At 71.4% G+C, this 21,853-nt stretch carries 22 protein-coding genes; 19 read left to right on the forward strand and 3 right to left on the reverse strand.

Annotation, left to right across the window (positions count from 1 at the left end; translation table 11 throughout):
* Positions 1 to 25: 25 nt before the first annotated feature.
* Positions 26 to 1,255, reverse strand: coding sequence for a DUF349 domain-containing protein (locus tag ACFV7Q_RS32160; RefSeq protein WP_385433906.1), 1,230 nt, complete (start codon positions 1,253 to 1,255; stop codon positions 26 to 28).
* 187 nt (positions 1,256 to 1,442) lie between these two features.
* Positions 1,443 to 2,225 carry a peptidylprolyl isomerase gene (locus ACFV7Q_RS32165; RefSeq protein WP_385433908.1) on the reverse strand — a complete coding sequence of 261 codons (783 nt, stop codon included), beginning with the start codon at positions 2,223 to 2,225 and terminating at the stop codon, positions 1,443 to 1,445.
* Between the two features lie 164 nt (positions 2,226 to 2,389).
* Here ACFV7Q_RS32165 and ACFV7Q_RS32170 point away from each other — a divergent pair, with 164 nt between their 5' ends.
* The 4 genes from ACFV7Q_RS32170 to ACFV7Q_RS32185 all read left to right on the forward strand — a co-directional run bounded on the left by ACFV7Q_RS32170 (position 2,390) and on the right by ACFV7Q_RS32185 (position 6,567).
* Positions 2,390 to 3,103 (forward strand): MBL fold metallo-hydrolase, encoded by a 714-nt coding sequence (locus ACFV7Q_RS32170; RefSeq protein WP_385433910.1) that lies wholly within the window; start codon positions 2,390 to 2,392, stop codon positions 3,101 to 3,103.
* A gap of 10 nt (positions 3,104 to 3,113) precedes the next feature.
* The gene (gene hisS, locus ACFV7Q_RS32175; protein ID WP_179173272.1) at positions 3,114 to 4,376 is read left to right on the forward strand and encodes a histidine--tRNA ligase; all 1,263 of its coding nucleotides are present in this window, start codon (positions 3,114 to 3,116) and stop codon (positions 4,374 to 4,376) included.
* Positions 4,377 to 4,571: 195 nt separating this feature from the next.
* Entirely contained in the window at positions 4,572 to 5,177 is a 606-nt protein-coding gene (locus ACFV7Q_RS32180) for a vitamin K epoxide reductase family protein (RefSeq protein WP_385433913.1), read from the forward strand.
* A 40-nt stretch (positions 5,178 to 5,217) separates the two neighbouring features.
* A complete protein-coding gene (locus ACFV7Q_RS32185) occupies positions 5,218 to 6,567 on the forward strand; it encodes a replication-associated recombination protein A (protein ID WP_385433915.1) in 1,350 nt (449 codons plus the stop codon).
* Here ACFV7Q_RS32185 and ACFV7Q_RS32190 read toward each other — a convergent pair.
* The gene (locus ACFV7Q_RS32190) at positions 6,564 to 7,220 is read right to left on the reverse strand and encodes a DUF2470 domain-containing protein (RefSeq protein ID WP_385433917.1); all 657 of its coding nucleotides are present in this window, start codon (positions 7,218 to 7,220) and stop codon (positions 6,564 to 6,566) included. The genes ACFV7Q_RS32185 and ACFV7Q_RS32190 overlap by 4 nt on opposite strands.
* Positions 7,221 to 7,497: 277 nt before the next feature.
* Here ACFV7Q_RS32190 and rpsD point away from each other — a divergent pair, with 277 nt between their 5' ends.
* The 15 genes from rpsD to nusB all read left to right on the forward strand — a co-directional run bounded on the left by rpsD (position 7,498) and on the right by nusB (position 21,679).
* Entirely contained in the window at positions 7,498 to 8,109 is a 612-nt protein-coding gene (gene rpsD, locus ACFV7Q_RS32195) for a 30S ribosomal protein S4 (protein ID WP_114056761.1), read from the forward strand.
* A gap of 254 nt (positions 8,110 to 8,363) precedes the next feature.
* On the forward strand, positions 8,364 to 8,795 hold the full coding sequence (locus tag ACFV7Q_RS32200) for a DUF948 domain-containing protein (RefSeq protein ID WP_385433920.1): 432 nt from the start codon (positions 8,364 to 8,366) through the stop codon (positions 8,793 to 8,795).
* A gap of 9 nt (positions 8,796 to 8,804) precedes the next feature.
* Positions 8,805 to 9,161: a DUF6167 family protein gene (locus tag ACFV7Q_RS32205; RefSeq protein WP_385433922.1), complete on the forward strand. Its 357-nt coding sequence runs from the start codon at positions 8,805 to 8,807 to the stop codon at positions 9,159 to 9,161.
* Positions 9,161 to 11,830: an alanine--tRNA ligase gene (alaS, locus tag ACFV7Q_RS32210; RefSeq protein ID WP_385433924.1), complete on the forward strand. Its 2,670-nt coding sequence runs from the start codon at positions 9,161 to 9,163 to the stop codon at positions 11,828 to 11,830. Before ACFV7Q_RS32205 ends, alaS begins: the two co-directional genes overlap by 1 nt.
* 2 nt (positions 11,831 to 11,832) lie before the next feature.
* Positions 11,833 to 12,303, forward strand: a complete 471-nt coding sequence (gene ruvX / locus ACFV7Q_RS32215) for a Holliday junction resolvase RuvX (RefSeq protein ID WP_385433926.1) — start codon at positions 11,833 to 11,835, stop codon at positions 12,301 to 12,303.
* Between the two features lie 231 nt (positions 12,304 to 12,534).
* Complete coding sequence (gene mltG, locus ACFV7Q_RS32220) at positions 12,535 to 14,166, forward strand: endolytic transglycosylase MltG (protein WP_385433928.1); 1,632 nt, start codon at positions 12,535 to 12,537, stop codon at positions 14,164 to 14,166.
* 10 nt (positions 14,167 to 14,176) lie between these two features.
* Positions 14,177 to 15,007, forward strand: coding sequence for a shikimate dehydrogenase (locus ACFV7Q_RS32225; protein ID WP_385433931.1), 831 nt, complete (start codon positions 14,177 to 14,179; stop codon positions 15,005 to 15,007).
* A 257-nt stretch (positions 15,008 to 15,264) separates the two neighbouring features.
* Positions 15,265 to 16,449, forward strand: coding sequence for a chorismate synthase (gene aroC / locus ACFV7Q_RS32230; RefSeq protein ID WP_385433933.1), 1,185 nt, complete (start codon positions 15,265 to 15,267; stop codon positions 16,447 to 16,449).
* Positions 16,446 to 16,964, forward strand: coding sequence for a shikimate kinase (locus ACFV7Q_RS32235; RefSeq protein ID WP_385433935.1), 519 nt, complete (start codon positions 16,446 to 16,448; stop codon positions 16,962 to 16,964). The genes aroC and ACFV7Q_RS32235 overlap by 4 nt, the downstream gene beginning before the upstream one ends.
* Positions 16,961 to 18,052: a 3-dehydroquinate synthase gene (gene aroB / locus ACFV7Q_RS32240; RefSeq protein WP_385433936.1), complete on the forward strand. Its 1,092-nt coding sequence runs from the start codon at positions 16,961 to 16,963 to the stop codon at positions 18,050 to 18,052. Before ACFV7Q_RS32235 ends, aroB begins: the two co-directional genes overlap by 4 nt.
* Positions 18,049 to 18,489, forward strand: coding sequence for a type II 3-dehydroquinate dehydratase (aroQ, locus tag ACFV7Q_RS32245; RefSeq protein ID WP_385433938.1), 441 nt, complete (start codon positions 18,049 to 18,051; stop codon positions 18,487 to 18,489). The genes aroB and aroQ overlap by 4 nt, the downstream gene beginning before the upstream one ends.
* 80 nt (positions 18,490 to 18,569) lie before the next feature.
* The gene (locus ACFV7Q_RS32250) at positions 18,570 to 19,370 is read left to right on the forward strand and encodes an AAA family ATPase (RefSeq protein WP_385433940.1); all 801 of its coding nucleotides are present in this window, start codon (positions 18,570 to 18,572) and stop codon (positions 19,368 to 19,370) included.
* Positions 19,371 to 19,509: 139 nt separating this feature from the next.
* Entirely contained in the window at positions 19,510 to 20,619 is a 1,110-nt protein-coding gene (locus tag ACFV7Q_RS32255) for a M24 family metallopeptidase (protein WP_385433942.1), read from the forward strand.
* A gap of 59 nt (positions 20,620 to 20,678) precedes the next feature.
* Positions 20,679 to 21,245, forward strand: coding sequence for an elongation factor P (gene efp, locus ACFV7Q_RS32260; protein WP_179173288.1), 567 nt, complete (start codon positions 20,679 to 20,681; stop codon positions 21,243 to 21,245).
* 2 nt (positions 21,246 to 21,247) lie between these two features.
* Complete coding sequence (nusB, locus tag ACFV7Q_RS32265; RefSeq protein WP_361909137.1) at positions 21,248 to 21,679, forward strand: transcription antitermination factor NusB; 432 nt, start codon at positions 21,248 to 21,250, stop codon at positions 21,677 to 21,679.
* The last annotated feature ends 174 nt before the right edge of the window (positions 21,680 to 21,853 follow it).

Genomic DNA, 21,853 nt, shown 5'->3' on the forward strand with positions numbered 1-21,853 from the left:
GCCCTCGTACTGTCCGGGGCCCGGCTCAGCCGCCGAACTCCTCCAGGCCCTTCAGCGCCTGGTCCAGCAGGGCCTGCCGGCCCTCCAGCTCACGCGCCAGCTTGTCCGCCTTGGCGTTGTTGCCCGCCGCACGAGCCGCGTCGATCTCGGCACGCAGCTTGTCGACCGCCGCCTGCAGCTGACCCGTCAGACCGGCCGCACGGGCCCGCGCCTCCGGGTTCGTACGGCGCCACTCGCCCTCCTCGGCCTCCTGGATCGCCCGCTCCACCGCGTGCATCCGGCCCTCGACCCGGGCGCGGGCGTCCCGCGGCACGTGGCCGATGGCCTCCCAGCGCTCGTTGACCGAGCGGAACGCGGCACGAGCCGCCTTCAGGTCCGTCACCGGGACGAGCTTCTCGGCCTCCTCGGCGAGCTGCTCCTTCAGCTTCAGGTTCTCCACCTGCTCGGCGTCGCGCTCCGCGAACACCTCGCTGCGTGCGGCGAAGAACACGTCCTGCGCACCGCGGAAACGGTTCCACAGGTCGTCCTCGGCCTCGCGCTGCGCCCGGCCCGCCGCCTTCCAATCCGCCATCAGCTCGCGGTAGCGGGCGGCCGTCGGACCCCAGTCCGTCGACTTGGACAGCGACTCGGCCTCGGCGACCAGCTTCTCCTTGACCTTGCGGGCGTCCTCGCGCTGCGCGTCCAGCGCAGCGAAGTGGGCCTTGCGGCGCTTGGAGAAGGCCGAGCGGGCGTGGGAGAAGCGGTGCCACAGCTCGTCGTCGGACTTGCGGTCCAGCCGGGGGAGACCCTTCCAGGTGTCCACCAGCGCCCGCAGCCGCTCGCCGGCGGCCCGCCACTGGTCGCTCTGCGCCAGGTCCTCGGCCTCGGCCACCAGGCTCTCCTTGGCCGTCCTGGCCTCGTCCGCCTGCTTGGCCTTCTGCGCCTTGCGCTCCTCGCGCCGTGCCTCCACGTCCGCGATCAGCTTGTCCAGCCGCACGCGCAGCGCGTCGAGGTCACCGACTGCGTGGTGCTCCTCCACCTGCTGACGCAGGTGGTCGACCGCGATCTGGGCGTCCTTGGCGGACAGATCGGTGGTCCGCACCCGCCGCTCGAGGAGGCCGATCTCGACCACCAGGCCCTCGTACTTGCGCTCGAAGTAGGCCAGGGCCTCCTCGGGGGTGCCCGCCTGCCACGAGCCGACGACCTTCTCCCCCTCGGCAGTACGCACGTACACGGTGCCCGTCTCGTCGACGCGGCCCCACGGGTCGCTGCTCACAGCGCCTCCTCCACCTGATGCCTGCGGGGGGGTCCACCCCCGGGCATCGTCCACAGTTTCCTGGGGCGGGCAGCGCCCGCCCTGCACAACGCCAACATAGGCGACCGCCGGGCCGGCTGTCCGCATCCCGCACGACGGAATATCGCCGCAGGGGGCGCGGGGCCGGCCGGGCGCGCCGCCCGGCCCGTCAGTTCTGGGTGACGGTGCCCTTCTGGATGACCACCGCGGTCTTCGGGGCACCGTCCTGGCCGCCCTCGGCCGTACCCGCCTTGGCGACCTCCTCCAGGGCCTTCAGGCCGGCCGCGTCGATCTTTCCGAACGGCGTGTAGGACGGCGCCAGCGGGCTGTCCTTGTAGACCAGGAAGAACTGGCTGCCGCCGGTGTGCGGGCGGCCGGTGTTGGCCATCGCCACCGTGCCCGCCGGGTAGATCACCTGACCCTGCTCGTTCGGCTTGCCCAGGGCGTCGAGGTTCTCGTCCGCGATCGTGTAGCCGGGACCGCCCATGCCGGTGCCCTCCGGGTCGCCGCACTGCAGCACGTAGATCCCGGAAGTGGTCAGGCGGTGGCACTTGGTGTTGTCGAAGAAGCCCTTGTCCGCCAGCGCCTTGAACGAGTTGACCGTCTCCGGGGTCTTGGCGGCGTCCATCTCGACCTTGATGTCACCGGCGCTCGTCTTCAGCGCGAAGGTGTACTTGGCCTTCTGGTCGATCGCCATCGCCGGGGCCGGGGACTGCTTCGGGGTCGGCGCCGCCGAGGGGCTCGCGGCCGGGTCCGCCGCCTCGTCCTTCTTGTCCGACTCGAAGACGCCGCCGACGATCAGGCCCACCAGCGCGGCGATCACCACGGCCACCGCCGCGCCGATCACCACCGCCCGCTGCCGCCCCTTGCGCCGGGCCTCGGCCCGACGCTGCTGCTGACGCTCGAACTTCTCCCTGGCGAGCTGTCGCCGCCGCTGATCGCTCGTGACCACCGGGTCGTCTCCTTGTACGTGTCTGGTACCGCTGTCCGGGCTCGGTTATGCCGTACCGTATATGGGTTCGCCGTGGAACGAGCCGCGCCGGTAGGCTCTGAGCAGCAGCATTGGCGATCGACGGCCGCTGCCGACCCTCCCGCCGGACACGAATGAGGACGAACGTGCTGATTGCCGGGTTCCCCGCAGGGGCCTGGGGGACCAACTGCTACGTGGTCGCCCCCGCCGCTGGCGAGGAGTGCGTGATCATCGACCCGGGCCACCAGGCCACCCAGGGAGTCGAGGAGACGCTGAAGAAGCATCGGCTCAAGCCCGTCGCGGTCGTCCTCACCCACGGCCACATCGACCATGTGGCCTCGGTGGTCCCGGTGTGCGGAGCGCACGACGTTCCCGCCTGGATCCACCCCGAGGACCGCTACATGATGAGCGACCCGGAGAAGGCCCTCGGCCGCTCCATCGGCATGCCGCTCATGGGCGAGCTCACCATCGGCGAGCCGGACGACGTCCGCGAGCTCACCGACGGCGCCGGGCTGGAGCTGGCGGGCCTCGACTTCACGGTGGCGCACGCGCCCGGCCATACCAAGGGGTCGGTGACCTTCCGGATGCCCGAGCGGGCCGACATCCCCTCGGTGTTCTTCTCGGGCGACCTGCTCTTCGCCGGCTCCATCGGACGCACCGACCTGCCCGGCGGCTCCCACGCCGAGATGCTCGAGTCGCTGGCCCGCGTGTGCCTGCCGCTCGACGACTCGACCGTGGTGCTGTCCGGCCACGGTCCCCAGACCACCATCGGCCGCGAGCGTGTGACCAACCCGTACCTGCGGGAGGTCGCCGCCGGCCTGGGAGCGGACCCGACCGCCGCTCCACGACGAGGAATGTGACGAGACTTTCGTGAGCACCTTCAAGGCCCCCAAGGGCACGTACGACCTGATCCCGCCGTTCTCGGCGAAGTACCTGGCCGTCCGCGAGGCCATCTCCGCGCCGCTGCGCAAGGCGGGCTACGGGTACGTCGAGACGCCGGGCTTCGAGGATGTCGAGCTTTTCGCGCGGGGTGTCGGCGAATCGACCGACATCGTGACGAAGGAAATGTTTACGCTGACCACGAAGGGCGGTGCCAATCTGGCGCTGCGCCCCGAGGGCACGGCATCCGTCCTGCGCGCGGCACTGGAGGCCAACCTCCACAAGGCCGGCGGCCTGCCGGTCAAGCTCTGGTACTCCGGCTCGTACTACCGCTACGAGCGCCCGCAGAAGGGGCGTTACCGCCACTTCTCGCAGGTCGGCGCCGAGGCGATCGGTACCGAGGACCCGGCCCTGGACGCCGAGCTGATCATCCTGGCCGACCAGGCGTACCGCTCGCTGGGCCTGCGCAACTTCCGCATCCTGCTGAACTCGCTCGGCGACCAGGAGTGCCGTCCGGTCTACCGCGAGGCGCTCCAGGCCTTCCTGCGCGGGCTCGACCTGGACGAGGAGACCCTGCGCCGCGCCGAGATCAACCCGCTGCGAGTGCTCGACGACAAGCGGGCCGACGTCCAGAAGCAGTTGGCCGACGCGCCGCTGCTGCGCGACTACCTCTGCGACGGCTGCAAGGCGTACCACGAGGAGGTGCGCACGCTGATCACCGCGGCGGGCGTGGCCTTCGAGGACGACCCGAAGCTGGTCCGCGGCCTGGACTACTACACCCGCACCACCTTCGAGTTCGTCCACGACGGTCTGGGCTCCCAGTCCGCGGTCGGTGGCGGCGGCCGCTACGACGGCCTGTCCGAGATGATCGGCGGCCCCGCGCTGCCCTCGGTGGGCTGGGCGCTCGGCGTGGACCGCACGGTCCTGGCGCTGGAGGTCGAGGGCGTCGAGCTGGACATCCCGCCGGCTACGGAGGTCTTCGCAGTGCCGCTGGGTGAGGAGGCGAAGCGCCTGCTGTTCGGCGTGATCACGCAGCTGCGCGCGGTCGGCATCGCCGCCGACCTCTCGTACGGCGGAAAGGGCCTGAAGGCAGCGATGAAGGGCGCGAACCGTTCGGGCGCGCGCCTGGCGATCATCGCCGGCGAGCGGGACCTGGTCGAGGGGGTCGTCCAGCTCAAGGACATGGAGTCCGGCGAGCAGACGGCCGTGGCGCTGGACGCGCTGGTCGAGAGCGTGCGCGCGAAGCTCGCGTGACGAAAAGGGGCCGGACAGCGTGTGCTGCCCGGCCCCACCCCCGCGATGGCGGGGAGCAGGTTGAGACGCCCGGATTCGAAGACGTGAACCTGGGATCATCCCCGCGCGCGGGGAACACTCAACCGCACAACGACCGGTGGCCGTGCGTGGTTACTCCCCGTCCGGGCCACAGGTCCGTGCGGCAGAATGCACCGCATGACGACTACAGGCGACAAGACCGTGCGCACCGTCGGCGCGAGCCGGGCGCTGGCCTGGCTGCTGGTGATCACCGGCGCGGCCGGGCTGCTCGCGGCCTGGGTGATCACGCTCGACAAGTTCAAGCTGCTGGAAGACCCGAACTTCACGCCGGGCTGCAGCCTCAATCCCGTCGTCTCCTGCGGCAACATCATGAAGAGCGAGCAGGCGGCGGTGTTCGGCTTCCCGAACCCGATGCTCGGGCTCGTCGCCTACGGCATCGTGATATGCGTCGGGGCGAGCGTGCTCGCCGGTGCCCGCTTCCGCCCCTGGTACTGGCTCACGTTCAACGCGGGCTGCCTCTTCGGCGTCGTCTTCTGCGCCTGGCTGACGTACCAGTCGCTGTACAGCATCGGCGCCCTGTGCCTGTGGTGCTGCCTGGCCTGGGTCGCCACGATCTTCATGTTCTGGTACGTCACCGCGCACAACGTGCGCGAGGGGATGCTGCCCGCGCCGGGCTGGCTGCGCGGCTTCCTGGACGAGTTCACCTGGGTGCTGCCGGTCCTGCACGTCGGGATCATCGGCATGCTGGTCCTGACCCGCTGGTGGGACTTCTGGACCTCCTGAGCCCGCCCGGTCCGTCAGTGGGAGCGCTTAGGCTTCCCGTGTGGAACCAGATCTGTTCACCGCCGCAGCCGAAGAGCGCCAGGAGAAGGACCCGGCGAGCTCTCCGCTCGCCGTCCGGATGCGCCCGCGCAACCTGGACGAGGTCGTCGGCCAGCAGCACCTGCTGAAGCCCGGCTCGCCGCTGCGGCGGTTGGTCGGGGAGGGCGCGGGCGGTCCCGCCGGGCCGTCGTCGGTGATCCTCTGGGGGCCGCCCGGCATCGGGAAGACCACCCTCGCGTACGTGGTGAGCCAGGCGACGCAGAAGCGTTTCGTGGAGCTGTCCGCCATCACGGCGGGCGTCAAGGAGGTGCGGGCGGTCATCGAGGGCGCCCGGCGCGCGGCCGGCGGGTACGGCAAGGAGACCGTCCTCTTCCTCGACGAGATCCACCGCTTCAGCAAGGCCCAGCAGGACTCGCTGCTCCCGGCCGTCGAGAACCGCTGGGTGACGCTGATCGCGGCGACCACCGAGAACCCGTACTTCTCGGTCATCTCCCCGCTGCTGTCGCGTTCGCTGCTGCTGACGCTGGAGCCGCTGACCGACGAGGACCTCAGCGCGCTGATGCGCCGGGCCCTGACCGAGGAGCGGGGGCTGCGCGGGTCCGTGTCCCTGCCGGCGGACGCCGAGGCGCACCTGCTGCGGATCGCGGGTGGGGACGCCCGGCGGGCCCTGACGGCGCTGGAGGCCGCCGCCGGGGCGGCGATGGCCAAGGGCGAGGACGAGATCAGTCTGAAGACGGTGGAGGAGACGGTCGACCGGGCGGCCGTGGCCTACGACCGGGACGGCGACCAGCACTACGACGTGGCGAGCGCGCTGATCAAGTCGATCCGCGGCTCCGACGTGGACGCGGCCCTGCACTACCTGGCCCGGATGATCGAGGCGGGGGAGGACCCGCGGTTCATCGCCCGGCGGCTGATGATCTCGGCGAGCGAGGACATCGGCCTGGCGGATCCGACGGCCCTGCCGCTCGCGGTGGCCGCGGCGCAGGCGGTGGCGATGATCGGCTTCCCGGAGGCGGCGCTGACCCTGTCGCACGTGACGATCGCGCTGGCGCTGGCCCCGAAGTCGAACACCGCGACGACCGCGATCGGAGCGGCGCTCGCGGACGTCCGGGCGGGCCTGGCGGGGGCCGTTCCGGCGCACCTGCGGGACGGGCACTACAAGGGCGCGGCGAAGCTCGGGCACGCGGTGGGCTACGTGTACCCGCACGACGTACCGGGCGCCATCGCGGCGCAGCAGTACGCCCCGGACGTGGTGCACGGCAAGCGGTACTACGAGCCGACGCGCTACGGCGCGGAGGCGCGGTACGCGGACGTGGTGGAGAAGGTCCGCGAACGCCTGCGCGGCTCCTAGCCGCCGGCCGCGGCGAAGAGGTTCTGCATGGCGCGGCGCAGCCCGCGGACGTCGCTGACCGGGGTGGGGAAGTCGAAGCGGGCGTCGAAGGAGGACGCCGAGCGGGGGCAGGTGAAGCGGACGCGCAGGCCCAGCCGGTCCAGGGCGAGCGGGACGGCGGTCAGGCCCGCGCTCTCCCGCGGTCCCAGGAGGGAGCCGAGGTCGCCGATCCGGTCGCGGTGGGCGGCGGCGAGGTGCTGGAGGAGCTCCGTCTCGTGGGCGGCGACGGGGTCGGGCTCGGCCGCGGCGAGGTCGTCGGGGTCCACGCGCTCGGCGCCCCAGAGGTCGTCCACCGAGACGTCGCCGACCTCCAGCCGGAGCAGCACCCAGTGCGGGCGGCCGTGCAGGCGCAGCAGCTCGCCCACCGGGTGGCGCTCGGCGAGCAGCGCGGCGCAGGCGGCCCGGTCCTCCTCGGGGACCTGGGTCAGCCACCCGGCGAGCCACGCGCGGCCTCGGATACGATGGGGCACGGACACCGGCGCCACATCCGTGATCTCGATCACGGCGGTGAGGTCGTCGTCCTGGGCGTGCGCGGCTGCCCTGGCAGCCGTGGAATCCCCTGATACCAGGAGGATCACGTCCCCGTCCGGGGTGACGGTCGCAGCGGCCGGCATCCCCGTCCACCACTCTCCCTGGTCACGAGCACCGGGCAGCGTGAGGGATACTGAGGCGTTGGACTCTACGAGGGTTCGTACGCGTTCGGCTCCGGTGAGCTGCCGAACGCCTTCCCTGGGACGCGGCTGACCTTGCTTATCGTCGTCGAAAGCGGATTTCGTTTCGTTGGAATCCGAACTCCGATGCGCACTGGGCAGGGGGATCCCATGCGGTCGAGACATTACGTCCTCCTCGATAAGGTAAGCCTCACCTAACTTACATGGAGGTAGGTTCCCCGTGAACCAGAAGCGACCCAAGGTCAAGAAGTCGCGCGCTCTCGGCATCGCCCTGACGCCGAAGGCCGTCAAGTACTTCGAGGCCCGCCCCTACCCGCCGGGCGAGCACGGCCGTGGCCGCAAGCAGAACTCGGACTACAAGGTCCGTCTGCTCGAGAAGCAGCGTCTGCGCGCCCAGTACGACATCTCCGAGCGCCAGATGGCCCGCGCGTACGACCGTGCCAAGAAGGCCGAGGGCAAGACGGGCGAGGCGCTGGTCGTCGAGCTCGAGCGTCGTCTCGACGCCCTGGTCCTGCGTTCGGGCATCGCCCGCACCATCTACCAGGCCCGCCAGATGGTCGTCCACGGCCACATCGAGGTCAACGGCGCCAAGGTCGACAAGCCGTCGTTCCGCGTCCGCCCGGACGACGTCATCACCGTCCGCGAGCGCAGCCGCGAGAAGGTTCCGTTCCAGATCGCCCGTGAGGGTGGCTACGCAGGCGAGGGCGAGACCCCGCGCTACCTGCAGGTCAACCTGAAGGCCCTGGCCTTCCGCCTGGACCGCGACCCGAACCGCAAGGAGATCCCGGTCATCTGCGACGAGCAGCTCGTCGTCGAGTACTACGCCCGCTGATCCGGCGCGCGTAGCCTCACAGGCTGGTCAGCCCGCCGGTTCCCCCTCGGGGGAGCCGGCGGGCTTCCTGCTTTCCGGGTCCGGCGCATGACCCACCCCGCCCGACGGAGCCGGTCGGCGCCCGGGCAAGATTGTTTCCGGAGTCCTGCGGGCCCGTGGGTCGGGATTTCCGGTACGGCTGCGTATCTCCGGCGCGATAGGGTCGGAGAACGACTTTTCTACGTAGCGATCAACATGCAGAGAGCGGTGCAAACGTGTCCGGTGGAGAGGTGGCCGGGATCCTCGTGGCCGTCTTCTGGGCAATTCTGGTCTCCTTCCTGGCCGTGGCGCTGGCGAGGCTGGCCCAGGTGCTCAAGGCGACCACCAGGCTGGTGGCCGAGGTGACCGAGCAGGCCGTCCCACTGCTGGCGGACGCCTCCACGACCGTCCGCTCCGCGCGCACGCAGCTCGACCGGGTCGACGCCATCGCCAGTGACGTCCAGGAGGTCACCTCCAACGCGTCCGCGCTGTCGTCCACCGTGGCCTCCACCTTCGGCGGCCCGCTGGTCAAGGTCGCGGCCTTCGGCTACGGGGTCCGCAAGGCCCTGGGCCGGGACCGGGAGGGTGCCCCGCCCGCCGCGGAGCGACGTACCGTGATCGTTGGGCGTACGGTGCCGGCGGCCCGGCGCCGGAAGCAGAAGGGCTGACCCACGCCGATGTTCCGCCGAGCCTTCTGGTTCACCGCCGGCGCAGCCGCCGGCGTGTGGGCCACCAACAAGGTCCACCGCCAGCTCAAGAAGCTGACGCCGGAGAGCCTCGCCGCCCAGGCCGCAGACAAAGCAGTGGAGGCGGGCCACCGCCTCAAGGAGTTCGCCCTCGACGTCAAGGCGGGAATGTCCCAGCGCGAGGACGAGCTGAATGACGCACTGGGGTTGCACCAGGACCCCGACCGGCCCGACAACGTCACCGCCCTCCCCGGGCCGCGGCGGGTGCGGGCCATCCAGAACGACGCGCACCGCAAGACCACCCACCGACCGAACTTCCCCCACATCAACCGGAATGAGGACCACTGATGGAGTCGGCTGAGATTCGCCGCCGCTGGCTGAGCTTCTTCGAGGAGCGCGGTCACACCGTCGTCCCTTCGGCGTCGCTCATCGCGGACGACCCGACTCTGCTCCTGGTCAACGCGGGCATGGTCCCGTTCAAGCCGTACTTCCTCGGTGAGACCAAGCCGCCCGCCCCGCGGGCGACCAGCGTGCAGAAGTGCGTCCGTACCCCGGACATCGAAGAGGTCGGCAAGACCACCCGCCACGGCACGTTCTTCCAGATGTGCGGCAACTTCTCCTTCGGCGACTACTTCAAGGAAGGCGCCATCAAGCTGGCCTGGGAGCTGCTCACCACGCCCCAGGAGAAGGGCGGCTACGGCCTGGAGCCGGAGAAGCTCTGGATCACCGTCTACAAGGACGACGACGAGGCCGAGGAGATCTGGGCCAACGTCATCGGCGTGCCGCGCGAGCGCATCCAGCGCCTGGGCAAGAAGGACAACTTCTGGTCCATGGGCGTGCCCGGCCCCTGCGGCCCCTGCTCCGAGATCAACTACGACCGCGGCCCCGAGTTCGGCGTCGAGGGCGGCCCCGCCGTCAACGACGAGCGGTACGTGGAGATCTGGAACCTCGTCTTCATGCAGTACGAGCGGGGTGCCGGCGACGGCAAGGAGGACTTCCCGATCCTCGGTGACCTGCCGTCCAAGAACATCGACACCGGTCTCGGCCTCGAACGCCTGGCGATGATCCTGCAGGGCGTGCAGAACATGTACGAGACCGACACCCTGCAGGTCGTCATGGACAAGGCCACCGAGCTGACCGGCGTCCGCTACGGCCAGGCCAAGGACACCGACGTCTCGATGCGCGTGGTCGCCGACCACATGCGCACCTCCGCCATGCTCATCGGCGACGGCGTCACCCCCGGCAACGAGGGCCGCGGCTACGTGCTGCGCCGCATCATGCGCCGCGCCATCCGCAACATGCGACTCATGGGCGCCACCGGCCCCGTGGTCAAGGACCTCATCGACGTCGTGATCGACACGATGGGCCAGCAGTACCCGGAGCTCATCACCGAGCGGGGGCGCATCGAGACCGTGGCCCTCGCCGAGGAGGCCGCGTTCCTCAAGGCGGTGAAGGGTGGGACCAACATCCTCGACACCGCCGTGACCGAGACCAAGGCCGCCGGCGGCACGGTCCTCTCCGGCGACAAGGCGTTCCTGCTCCACGACACCTGGGGCTTCCCGATCGACCTCACCCTGGAGATGGCCGCCGAGCAGGGCCTCACGGTGGACGAGGCCGGCTTCCGCCGCCTGATGCAGGAGCAGCGCGACCGCGCCAAGGCCGACGCCAAGGCCAAGAAGACGGGCCACGCCGACGTCTCCGCCTACCGCGAGATCGCCGACACCGCCGGCGGCACCGAGTTCACCGGCTACGCCACCAACCAGGGCGAGGCCGTCGTCGTCGGCCTGCTCGTCAACGGCGTCTCCTCGCCCGCGGCCTCCGAGGGCGACGAGGTCGAGGTCGTCCTCGACCGCACCCCCTTCTACGCCGAGGGCGGCGGCCAGCTCGCCGACCAGGGCCGGATCAAGCTCGACACCGGCGCCGTCATCGAGGTCCGCGACGTGCAGCAGCCGGTCCCCGGCGTCTCCGTCCACAAGGGCTCCGTCCAGGTCGGCGAGGTGACGGTGGGCGCCTCCGCGTACGCCGCCATCGACGTCAAGCGCCGTCGGGCCATCGCCCGCGCCCACTCGGCCACGCACCTGACCCACCAGGCGCTGCGCGACGCCCTCGGCCCGACCGCCGCCCAGGCCGGTTCCGAGAACAGCCCCGGCCGCTTCCGCTTCGACTTCGGCTCGCCGAACGCCGTCCCCGGCACGGTCCTCACCGACGTCGAGCAGAAGATCAACGACGTGCTCTCCCGCGAGCTCGAAGTGACCGCCGAGATCATGAGCATCGACGAGGCGAAGAAGCAGGGCGCCATCGCCGAGTTCGGCGAGAAGTACGGCGAGCGGGTCCGCGTCGTCACCATCGGCGACTTCTCCAAGGAGCTGTGCGGCGGCACGCACGTCGGCAACACCGCCCAGCTGGGCCTGGTGAAGCTGCTCGGCGAGTCCTCGATCGGCTCCGGCGTGCGCCGTGTCGAGGCCCTCGTCGGCGTGGACGCCTACAACTTCCTCGCCAAGGAGCACACGGTCGTCGCCCAGCTCCAGGAGCTGGTCAAGGGGCGCCCGGAGGAGCTGCCGGAGAAGATCGCCTCCATGCTCGGCAAGCTGAAGGACGCCGAGAAGGAGATCGAGAAGTTCCGCGCGGAGAAGGTCCTCCAGGCCGCCGCCGGCCTCGCCGAGAACGCCCAGGACATCCGCGGCGTCGCCCTCGTGGTGGGCCAGGTGCCGGACGGCACCGGCGCCGACGACCTGCGCAAGCTGGTCCTCGACGTCCGTGGCCGCATCCAGGGCGACCGCCCGGCCGTCGTGGCCCTGTTCGCCACGGCGAACGACCGCCCGCTGACCGTGATCGCCACCAACGAGGCCGCCCGCGAGCGCGGTCTCAAGGCCGGTGACCTGGTCCGCACCGCCGCCAAGACCCTCGGTGGCGGCGGTGGCGGCAAGCCGGACGTGGCCCAGGGCGGCGGCCAGAACCCGGCCGCCGTCCCGGACGCCATCGCCGCGGTCGAGCGCCTGGTCGTGGAGACGGTCTGACCATGACACTGCGCCGCGGCCGCCGCCTCGCCATCGACGTCGGGGACGCCCGTATCGGGGTCGCCACCTGCGACCCCGACGGGGTGCTCGCCACACCGGTGGAAACCGTTCCGGGCCGGGACGTCCCCTTCGCCCACCGGCGGCTGCGGCAGCTCGTCGCGGAGTACGAACCCCTGGAGGTCGTGGTCGGTCTGCCCCGCTCGCTCAGCGGGCGGGAGGGGCCGGCCGCGGCCAAGGTACGCGCCTTCGCCGCCGAACTCGCCAAGGGCATCAAGCCGGTGACGGTCCGTCTGGTGGACGAGCGGATGACCACGGTCACCGCCGCCCAGGGGCTGCGGGCCTCCGGCCGCAATGCCAAGAAGGGGCGGTCGGTGATCGACCAGGCGGCCGCTGTGGTGATCCTCCAGAACGCTCTTGAGACCGAACGGGTATCGGGTAATCCGCCTGGCGAGTGCGTCGAAGTGGTTGTCTGATCGCGGTACGGTAACGTTCCGCGAGACGCGGCGACATTCGAACAGTCGTCGCCCACCACTTCAGAGGCGGAACCGGGTGCCGTGACGGCGCGAGTCACGAGCACTCCGTCTCGCGGCTCTAGGGGATCGATGACTGAATATGGCCGGGGCCCTGGCTCCGAACCGTGGCACCCGGGGGACCCGCTGTACGGCGACCCCGGGTGGAACGGGCACGAGGCCCAGCAGGGCCAGATGTCCTATGGCGGTGGCCCGCAGCAGCAGTACCCGCAGGAGCCGCAGTACCAGCAGCAGTACGCCCAGCAGGGCCAGTACCCGGACCAGATGCAGGGCTACGCTCCCCAGCAGGCGCACCAGCAGGTGCACCCGCACGCCCCGCAGCAGGTCCACCCGCAGCAGCAGACGTACGGCGGCGGCCAGGCCTGGGACACCGGCCAGGCCCACTACGCGGTCGCCGACCCGCAGGCCCCCGACGCGTACGCCGCCCCCCAGGGGGCCGAGGCGTACGCGGCCGACCCGTACGCGGGCGCGGAACCGTACGCCCAGCAGCCCGTCGGCGGCTACCCGGGCGAGGCCCCCGACCTGTACGGGACCGAGGAGTCCTACCCGCCGCCGGAGCCCCCGGGCCGGCGCCGCCCGGCTCCGGACCCGGAAACGGAACCGGAAGACGACGAGGAAGACGAGGACGAGGAGACCGCCTCGGCGGCCGACGGCGGCCGCGGCGGGCGCCGTGCGGGCCGTTCGAAGGGCAAGGGCAAGGACAAGCCGAAGCGGAGCGGGGCCGCCTGCCTGGTCGCCTCCCTCGTGATCGTCGGCATCCTCGGTGGTGGCGGCTACTACGGCTACAGCTACCTCAAGGCGAGGTTCGGGGCGGCCGAGGACTACACGGGCGAGGGCACCTCCGAGTCCGTCGAGGTGCAGATCCCCAACGGTGCCGGGCTCCTCCAGATGGGCAGCATCCTCAAGGAGCACGGCGTCGTCGCCAGCGCGGAGGCGTTCGTCGCCGCCGCCACGGCGAACAAGCAGGGCACTTCCATCCAGCCCGGCGTCTACACGCTGAAGAAGAAGATGTCGGCGGCGGCCGCCGTCAAGGTGATGATCGACCCCTCGAAGCTCAACGTCCTCGTCCTTCCCGAGGGCAAACGCGCCGTCGAGGTGTACCAGATGATCGACAAGAAGCTCGGCAAACCCGCGGGCACCACCGAGGAGATCGCCAAGCGCGACGCCAAGAACCTCGGCCTGCCCGCCTGGGCCGCCGACAACCCGAAGATCAAGGATCCGCTGGAAGGGTTCCTCTACCCCGCGCGCTACGACGTCACCAAGGAAACGACCCCCGAGACCCTGCTCAAGCAGATGGTCCGGAACGCCAGCGACCAGTACGCGAACCTCGGCTTCGAGGCCAAGGCGAAGTCCCTCGGCCTGGACACCCCGCTGCAGCTGGTCACGGTCGCGAGCCTGGTGCAGGTCGAGGGCAACAAGCACGACGACTACCGCAAGATGTCCGAGGTCATCTACAACCGCCTGAAGAAGACCAACGACGTCACGAACCAGAAGCTCGAATTCGACTCGACGATCAACTACCTCAAGGGCACGAGCAACATCAACGTGTCCCGCGAGGAGACGCGCAGGCTCGACAACCCCTACAACACCTACCTCTACAAGGGCCTCACCCCGGGACCGATCAGCAACCCGGGCAGCGAAGCCCTCAACGCCGCACTCGACCCCGACAAGGGCGGCTGGATGTTCTTCGTGTCGGTCGACGGAAACACGACGACCTTCACCAAGACCTTCGCCGAGCACACAAAACTGGTCGACGAGTTCAACGCGCGTCAGCAGCAGAAGAAGCAGCAGCAGAACGGCGGGTAGGCAGAAACAGATGTCACGCATACGGGCAGCGGTGCTGGGTTCACCGATCGAGCACTCCCTCTCACCGGTGTTGCACCGCGCCGCGTACCAGGAGCTCGGCCTCGACGACTGGTCGTACGACCGCTTCGAGATCGACGAGGCCGCGCTCCCCGGGTTCGTCTCCGGCCTCGGCCCCGAGTGGGCCGGACTGTCCCTGACCATGCCGCTCAAGCGGGCGATCATCCCGCTGCTCGACGGCATCAGCGACACCGCCGCCGCCGTCGAGGCGGTCAACACCGTCGTCCTCACCGAGGACGGCCGCCGCCTCGGCGACAACACCGACATCCCCGGGATCGTCGCCGCCCTCCACGAGCGCGGCGTCGACGAGGTCGAGAGCGCCGCGATCCTCGGCGCCGGCGCCACCGCCTCCTCCGCCCTGGCCGCCCTCGCCCGGATCTGCACCGGCGAGGTCACCGCCTACGTCCGCTCGCGGCTCCGCGCCGACGAGATGCTCCAGTGGGGAGAGCGGCTCGGCGTCCCCGTCCGCACCGAGGAGTGGTCGCACGCCGCCGAGGCCCTCAACGCGCCCCTGGTGATCGCCACCACCCCGGCCGGCGCCACCGACAAGCTGGTCGGCGCCGTCCCGGATGCCCCCGGCACCCTCTTCGACGTGCTCTACGAGCCCTGGCCGACCGCCCTCGCGGCCGCCTGGTCGGAGCGCGGCGGCCGGCTCCTCGGCGGCCTCGACCTCCTGGTCCACCAGGCGGTCCTCCAGGTCGAGCAGATGACCGGCCGCACCAGCGGGCCGCTGGCCGCGATGCGCGCCGCGGGCGAGGCCGCCCTGCGCGACCGTCACCACTGATCGGCACCGCACCGGTCAGGCACCGCCGCCGCCACACCTGATGCACTGCACCGGCCGATCTTGCCCGGGCACAGCGGCACCGGCCAGGGTGGGACGGGTGCGCCGCCGTTCCGCCAGCTGGACCGGGACCGGCGCACCGGCCCGGACGTGGGAGGATCGGGTATGGCGGGTCCCGGCCGCGCGCCGCCCAGCAACCGCTGGGAGGTGCCCCCAGGGCCGCGCCGCCGCTGTACCAGGCGCGAGCATGAGGAGCATCGTTGAGCAGGTTGCGTTGGCTGACCGCTGGGGAATCGCACGGTCCGGCGCTGGTGGCGACGCTGGAGGGGCTTCCCGCCGGCGTTCCGGTGACCACGGAGCTGGTGGCCGACCACCTGGCGCGGCGCCGGCTCGGGTACGGGCGCGGTGCGCGGATGAAGTTCGAGCGGGACGAGGTGACGTTCCTCGGTGGTGTCCGGCACGGACTGTCGCTGGGCTCGCCGGTCGCGGTGATGGTCGGGAACACCGAGTGGCCGAAGTGGGAGAAGGTCATGTCGGCCGACCCCGTGGACCCCTCGGAGCTGAAGGAGACCGGCCGCAACGCCCCCCTGACCCGGCCGCGCCCGGGCCACGCCGACCTGGCCGGCATGCAGAAGTACGGCTTCGAGGAGGCCCGGCCCATCCTGGAGCGCGCCAGCGCCCGTGAGACCGCCGCCCGTGTCGCCCTCGGTGCCGTCGCCCGCTCCTTCCTGAAGGAGGCGGCCGGCATCGAGATCGTCTCGCACGTGGTCGAACTCGCCTCCGCGAAGGCCCCGTACGGCGTGTACCCGACCCCGGCGGACGTCGAGAAGCTCGACGCCGACCCGGTGCGCTGCCTGGACGAGGACGCGTCGAAGGCGATGGTCGCGGAGATCGACCAGGCCCACAAGGACGGCGACACCCTCGGCGGCGTCGTCGAGGTCCTCGCCTACGGCGTCCCGGTCGGGCTCGGCTCGCACGTGCACTGGGACCGCCGCCTGGACGCCCGCCTCGCGGCGGCGCTGATGGGCATCCAGGCGATCAAGGGCGTCGAGGTCGGTGACGGCTTCGAACTGGCCCGCGTCCCCGGCTCCAAGGCCCACGACGAGATCGTCGCCACTCCCGAGGGCATCAAGCGCACCTCCGGCCGCTCCGGCGGCACCGAGGGCGGCCTCACCACCGGCGAACTGCTGCGCGTCCGCGCCGCGATGAAGCCCATCGCGACCGTTCCGCGCGCCCTGGCCACCGTCGACGTCGCCACCGGCGAGGCTGCGGCCGCCCACCACCAGCGCTCCGACGTGTGCGCCGTCCCCGCGGCCGGCATCGTCGCCGAGGCGATGGTGGCGCTGGTCCTCGCCGACGCCGTGGTGGAGAAGTTCGGCGGTGACTCGGTGGCCGAGACCCGCCGCAACGTGCAGTCGTACCTCGACAACCTGCACATCCGGTGACCGGCAGCCCCCTGGTCGTCCTCGTCGGCCCCATGGGGTCCGGCAAGTCCACGGTGGGGGAGCTGCTGGCCCGGCGGCTCGGCGTCCCCTACCGGGACACGGACGCCGACATCGTCGCGGCCCAGGGCCGCCCGATCTCGGACATCTTCGTCGACGAGGGCGAGCCGTACTTCCGTGAGCTGGAACGTCAGGCGGTCGCCGCGGCCGTCGCCGAGCACAGCGGAGTCCTCGCCCTCGGCGGCGGCGCCGTCCTCGACGCGGGCACCCGCGAGCTGCTGGCCGGCCTCCCCGTCGCGTACCTGTCGATGGACGTCGAGGAGGCCGTCCGGCGCGTCGGCCTGGGCGCCGCCCGCCCCCTGCTCGCCGTCAACCCGCGCCGCCAGTGGCGCGAGCTGATGGAGGCCCGCCGCCCCCTGTACACCGAAGTCGCGCGCGTCGAGGTACCCACCGACGACCGCACCCCCGATGAGGTCGCCCAGGCGGTCCTCGACGCACTGGAGTTGAAGGACGTATGACAGACCAGGTGACGCGGATCCACGTCGGCGCGAGCGCCGGACACGACGCGTACGACGTGCTGGTCGGCCGGCAGCTGCTCGGTGAGCTCGGCGGCCTCATCGGCACCCAGGCCCAGCGGGTGGCCGTGATCCACCCCGAGGCGCTGGCATCGACCGGCGAGGCCCTGCGTGACGACCTCGCCGAACAGGGCTACGAGGCGGTCGCCATCCAGGTGCCGAACGCCGAGGAGGCGAAGACCGCCGAGGTCGCCGCGTACTGCTGGAAGGCGCTCGGCCAGTCCGGTTTCACCCGCACCGACGTGGTCGTCGGCGTCGGCGGTGGAGCCACCACCGACCTGGCGGGCTTCGTCGCGGCCACCTGGCTGCGCGGGGTGCGTTGGATCGCCGTGCCGACCACCGTCCTGGCGATGGTCGACGCGGCCGTCGGCGGCAAGACCGGCATCAACACGGCCGAGGGCAAGAACCTGGTGGGTGCCTTCCACCCGCCCGCCGGCGTGCTGTGCGACCTCGCGGCGCTGGAGTCGCTGCCGGTCAACGACTACGTCAGCGGCCTCGCCGAGATCATCAAGGCCGGTTTCATCGCCGACCCCGTCATCCTCGACCTGATCGAGGCCGACCCGGCCGCCGCCCGTACGCCGGACGGTCCGCACACCGCGGAACTCATCGTCCGCTCCATCCAGGTCAAGGCGGACGTCGTCTCCAGCGACCTGAAGGAATCGGGCCTGCGGGAGATCCTCAACTACGGCCACACCCTCGCGCACGCCATCGAGAAGAACGAGCGCTACAAGTGGCGGCACGGCGCGGCCGTCTCGGTCGGCATGGTCTTCGCCGCCGAACTCGGCCGGCTCGCGGGCCGCCTCGACGACGCCACCGCCGACCGGCACAAGCAGATCCTCGCCTCCGTCGGCCTGCCGCTGACCTACCGGGGCGACCAGTGGCCCAAGCTGCTCCAGACCATGCAGGTCGACAAGAAGTCCCGCGGCAACCTGCTGCGCTTCATCGTCCTCGACGCCCTGGCCAAGCCGACCGTGCTGGAGGGACCCGACCCGGCGCACCTGATCGCCGCGTACGGCGAGGTGTCCGCATGAGCCGCAGGGTGCTGGTGCTGAACGGACCCAACCTCGGCCGGCTCGGCTCCCGCGAACCCGATGTGTACGGGGCCACCTCGTACGCCGGGCTCGTGGAGACCTGCCGGGAGCTGGGTGCCGAGCTCGGCTTCGACGTCGAGGTCCGCGAGACCAACGACGAGGGCGAGATCGTCCGATGGCTCCACGAGGCGGCCGACGGGAAGATCCCCGTGGTCATCAACCCCGGCGCGTTCACGCACTATTCGTACGCGATGCGGGACGCGGCGGCCCAGCGCACCGCCCCGCTGATCGAAGTGCACATCTCGAACCCGTACGCCCGGGAGGAGTTCCGGCACACGTCCGTCATCGCCGCGGTGGCGACGGGGACCGTGGCGGGCTTCGGGATCGGCTCGTACCGGCTGGCGCTGCGCGCCCTGGCGGACGAAGTCGAGGTCTGACGGTGCTGGTGGGCGGCACCGCCCCCGCAGTCATATAACGTTCTCGCATCAGCCGGTGGAACGAGACGGAGTGGCAGCGGATGCACCAGGGAGTGGGGGCGGCCGGCAGCGGTGGCTGGGGCCCGCCGGGACACCAGCCGGCGGTGCCCCCGCAGCCGCCGATACCGCCGGGGCAGGGCTGGCCCCCGCCGCCGCCCGCGCATCCGCAGGTGCCGTCGCACCTGCCCCCGCCCGGGCCGGAGGCCACCGGGCACATCCCGCTGCCTCCCGTCGCGGCCGTTCCCGGGCCCGCAGCCGGCCCCGGGACCGGCCCCGGCGGCACCGGCACGGCCGTGCTGGCCGTCCTGCTCATCGGTCCGGCGGGGGCCGGCAAGACCACGGTCGCCCGGCACTGGGCGGGCTCCCGGCCCGTGCCGACCGCGCACGTCAGCCTGGACGACGTCCGTGAGTGGGTCTGCTCGGGCTTCGCCGACCCCCAGGCCGGCTGGAACGACCAGTCCGAGGCCCAGTACCGGCTCGCCCGCCGCACCTGCGGCTTCGCCGCCCGCAACTTCCTCGCCAACGGGATCTCCTGCATCCTCGACGACGCCGTCTTCCCCGACCGCCCCGTCGTGGGCCTCGGCGGCTGGAAGCGCCACGTCGGTCCGACGCTGCTGCCGGTGGTGCTGCTGCCCGGCCTGGAGATCGTCCTGGAGCGCAACGCCCAGCGCTCCGGCAACCGCCGCCTCTCGGACGAAGAGGTCGCCCGGATCCACGGCCGGATGGCCGGCTGGTACGGCTCCGGCCTGCCGATCATCGACAACTCGGACCTGGACGTGGAGGGCACCGCCCGGGCCCTCGACGAGGCCCTGGCCCGCGCGATCACCGCATCCGCCTTCTAGCCCCACGCCGCGACCCCGTACGGCGGTGGGCCGCGTACGGGGCGGTGGGGCAGGAACGGAGGCGGGCCCGCACGGCGGTGGGCCCCGTACGGAGGTGCCCACCGGGCCGGATGAGCCCGGCGCTCGTAGTCTCGAAGACATGTCAGACGTGTACGCGGCCCGCCGTGGCCTGCTTCGCGACCGCTGTGCCGCCGCCGGGAACGCCGCCGCACTGATCACGCGTCCGGCGAACGTCCGCTACCTCGCCGGGGGATCCCCGCGCGGCGCCGTCCTGCTCGTGGGACCGGGGGCAGAAGACACCCTGTTCACGGTCGGGCCGCCGACCGGGGACGTCGACGAGGGCCGCCTCGACGACCGGCTCGCCGTCAGCGTGCTGCCCAGCCCGGGCGCCGACGCCGCGGTCGCCGCCGCCGACCTGGCCGGATCGGCGCGGACCGAGTCCCTCGCGGTCGAGGAGCACCACCTCACCGTCGCCCGGTACCGGGCCCTGGGCTCCGTGGCGCCCCGGTTGAGGCTCGCCGACCTGGGCAGCGCCGTGGAACAGCAGCGGCTGGTCAAGGACGAGGAGGAGATCGCCTGCCTGCGGATCGCCGCGGAAATCGCCGACCAGGCGCTCGGCGAGCTGCTGGAGTCGATCCTCGTCGGCCGCACCGAGCGCCACCTCGCCCTGGAGCTGGAGCGCCGGCTCGTCGACCACGGGGCCGACGGCCCCGCCTTCCCGACCTCCGTCGGCACCGGCCCCCACTCGGGGCGTTCCCGGCACCGGCCGTCAGACCGGCGCGTGGAGGAGGGCGACTTCCTCTCCGTGTGCCTCGGCGCGAACTACCGCGGCTACCGGTGTGAGATCGGCCGGACCTTCGTGATCGGCACCAGCCCGGCCGACTGGCAGATCGAGCTGTACGACCTCGTCTTCGCCGCCCAGCGGGCCGGCCGGGAGGCCCTCCTGCCGGGCGCCGCCTACCGTGACGTGGACCGCGCAGCCCGCTCCGTCCTCGACTCGGCGGGCCACGGCGAGGCCCTCGCTCCGTCGACCGGCCACGGTGTCGGCCTCGAAATCGACGAGGACCCGCAGCTTGCACCTACGGCAATGGGTAAACTGGACGCTTGCGTGCCGGTCACCGTCGAACCGGGGGTCCACCTCCCGGGCCGGGGCGGGGTCCGGATCGATGACACGCTCGTCGTGCGCCCCGAGGCGGACGGCGGTCCCGAGCTACTCACCATTACGACCAAGGAGCTGCTCGCACTGTAGTCCGGCGTGCCGGGCTGGGCGCGCACCCCTGGTCTTCCAGTGCAGGAGATTCCGCAACCGTGGCTTCCACGAACGACCTCAAGAACGGCATGGTGCTCAAGCTCGACGGTGACCAGCTCTGGTCCGTCGTCGAGTTCCAGCACGTCAAGCCCGGCAAGGGCCCGGCCTTCGTGCGCACCAAGCTCAAGAACGTGCTGTCCGGCAAGGTCGTCGACAAGACCTTCAACGCGGGCGTGAAGGTCGAGACGGCCACCATCGACCGCCGCGACATGCAGTTCTCGTACATGGACGGCGACTACTTCGTCTTCATGGACATGCAGACCTACGACCAGCTGCACGTCGACCGCAAGGCCGTCGGCGACGCCGCCAACTTCCTCATCGAGGGCTTCACCGCCTCCGTGGCCCAGCACGAGGGCTCGGTGCTCTACGTCGAGCTCCCGGCCGCCGTCGAGCTGACCATCCAGCACACCGACCCGGGCGTCCAGGGCGACCGCTCCACCGGTGGCACCAAGCCGGCCACCCTGGAGACCGGACACGAGATCCAGGTCCCGCTGTTCGTCACCACCGGCGAGAAGGTCAAGGTCGACACCCGCACCAGCGACTACCTCGGCCGGGTGAGCAGCTAACCGTGGCTGCCCGCAGCAACGCGCGCAAGCGCGCCTTCCAGATCCTCTTCGAGGCCGACCAGCGCGGCGTGCCCGTGCGCGAGGTCCTCGCGGACTGGGTCCGCCACGCGCGGTCGGACGACCGGCAGCCGCCGGTCAACGCCTTCACGATGGATCTCGTCGAGGGCTACGCCGACAAGGTGAAGCGCATCGACGACCTGATCGTCACCTACGCCGTGGACTGGGAGCTCGACCGCATGCCGGTCGCCGACCGGAACATCCTGCGCCTCGGTGCGTACGAGCTGATCTGGGTGGACGACACCCCGGATGCCGTGGCCATTGACGAGGCCGTGCAGCTGGCCAAGGAGTTCTCCACGGACGAGTCGCCTTCGTTCGTCAACGGCCTCCTGGCCCGCTTCAAGGACCTGAAGCCGAGCCTGCGCCGGGGCGAGTAGCCCCCGGCAGCGGTCCGGCGCGACGCAGGGCCCGCAGCGCACCCGCGCAGCGGGCCCTTCCGTCTGTCGGGACGACCGTCTGTCCGGACGGCCGTCTTTCCGTGCGGCCGGCCGGAGGGTGCGGAGCGGGCGCCCGAACGCGAAAACCGGTGTGGGCCGGGAGCCCTCCAGGCT

The organism is Streptomyces sp. NPDC059851, assembly GCF_042732005.1.
Lineage (GTDB): Bacteria > Actinomycetota > Actinomycetes > Streptomycetales > Streptomycetaceae > Streptomyces.

Excerpts from the sequence above, each read along its gene's own strand:
- ACFV7Q_RS32180 (WP_385433913.1), top strand. The coding sequence starts at position 4,572 with ATGACGACTACAGGCGACAAGACCGTGCGCACCGTCGGCGCGAGCCGG.
- ACFV7Q_RS32190 (WP_385433917.1), bottom strand. The coding sequence starts at position 7,220 with ATGCCGGCCGCTGCGACCGTCACCCCGGACGGGGACGTGATCCTCCTG.
- ACFV7Q_RS32205 (WP_385433922.1), top strand. The coding sequence starts at position 8,805 with ATGTTCCGCCGAGCCTTCTGGTTCACCGCCGGCGCAGCCGCCGGCGTG.
- alaS (WP_385433924.1), top strand. The coding sequence starts at position 9,161 with ATGGAGTCGGCTGAGATTCGCCGCCGCTGGCTGAGCTTCTTCGAGGAG.
- ruvX (WP_385433926.1), top strand. The coding sequence starts at position 11,833 with ATGACACTGCGCCGCGGCCGCCGCCTCGCCATCGACGTCGGGGACGCC.
- mltG (WP_385433928.1), top strand. The coding sequence starts at position 12,535 with ATGTCCTATGGCGGTGGCCCGCAGCAGCAGTACCCGCAGGAGCCGCAG.
- ACFV7Q_RS32225 (WP_385433931.1), top strand. The coding sequence starts at position 14,177 with ATGTCACGCATACGGGCAGCGGTGCTGGGTTCACCGATCGAGCACTCC.
- aroB (WP_385433936.1), top strand. The coding sequence starts at position 16,961 with ATGACAGACCAGGTGACGCGGATCCACGTCGGCGCGAGCGCCGGACAC.
- aroQ (WP_385433938.1), top strand. The coding sequence starts at position 18,049 with ATGAGCCGCAGGGTGCTGGTGCTGAACGGACCCAACCTCGGCCGGCTC.
- ACFV7Q_RS32250 (WP_385433940.1), top strand. The coding sequence starts at position 18,570 with ATGCACCAGGGAGTGGGGGCGGCCGGCAGCGGTGGCTGGGGCCCGCCG.
- ACFV7Q_RS32255 (WP_385433942.1), top strand. The coding sequence starts at position 19,510 with ATGTCAGACGTGTACGCGGCCCGCCGTGGCCTGCTTCGCGACCGCTGT.